Source organism: Vibrio sp. 779(2023) (assembly GCF_033344285.1).
In the GTDB taxonomy this organism is placed as follows: domain Bacteria; phylum Pseudomonadota; class Gammaproteobacteria; order Enterobacterales; family Vibrionaceae; genus Vibrio; species Vibrio alginolyticus.
The window spans coordinates 1-1,034 of record NZ_JAWPOM010000231.1; the positions used below are offsets into that span (position 1 = coordinate 1).

The 1,034-nt window shown below is 47.5% G+C and carries 1 protein-coding gene; it reads right to left on the reverse strand.

Annotation, left to right across the window (positions count from 1 at the left end):
- Positions 1–50: 50 nt before the first annotated feature.
- Positions 51–1,034, reverse strand: a 984-nt coding sequence (locus R8O70_RS26290; protein ID WP_318184597.1) for an Hsp70 family protein, incomplete at its 5' end; no start/stop codon positions are given.

Genomic DNA, 1,034 nt, shown 5'->3' on the forward strand with positions numbered 1-1,034 from the left:
CACAAATCGTCGTGTGGTAATACAATAATCTTAGGCATAACTACTTTCTCTTATATATCGTCTACTGATTGACCTGACAACGCAGCTCGAATCGATTTATCCATACGGCGTGACGCAAAGTCTTGGCTAGCTTTGTCTGTATCTTTGATGCCTTGCTCAATGGCATTTGCATCATCACCATTACGCAGCTCAATCAGTGCTTCAATGGCTTTTAATAGATCTTGTTTTTCTTGCTCTGATAGTAGTTCATCACCATCAGCTTGCATTGCAGCGATCAAACCTTCAATCACCCGGTCGGCTTCAACGCGTTGTTCAGCTAACGCACGAGCTTGCATGTCTTCTTTGGCGTGAGTCATCGAATCACGCAGCATGTTCGCAACTTCGTTATCGCTTAAACCGTAAGAAGGTTTCACTTGAATTTCGGACTGAACACCAGTGCTCTTTTCCATTGCAGTCACAGATAGTAAACCGTCAGCATCAACTTGGTACGTCACTCGGATGTGCGCAGCACCTGCCGCCATAGGAGGAATACCTTTTAGTGAGAAACGCGCAAGTGAACGACAATCATCCACCATCTCGCGCTCACCTTGCACAACGTGCACGCTCATCGCCGTTTGACCATCTTTGAAGGTGGTAAACTCTTGCGCGCGAGCAACAGGAATCGTGGTGTTGCGCGGAATGATTTTCTCAACCAACCCACCCATGGTTTCAATACCCAATGATAATGGAATCACGTCAAGCAGCAGCATTTCAGAGTCAGGCTTGTTACCAGCAAGAATATCTGCTTGGATACCCGCACCAATAGCCACCACTTCATCAGGGTTGATGCTAGTGAGTGGTGTGCGGCCAAAGAATTCGCCTACCATTTCACGGACAAGCAAGGTACGAGTTGAGCCACCAACCATCACCACTTCAAGTACTTCCTCCGCTTCTACGTCAGCATCTTTCAGTGCACGACGACAAGACATCAGAGTTTTCTTCACGAGTGGGCGAATCAGGTCTTCGAACTGCTCGCGTGTTACAGTGCCTTTCCA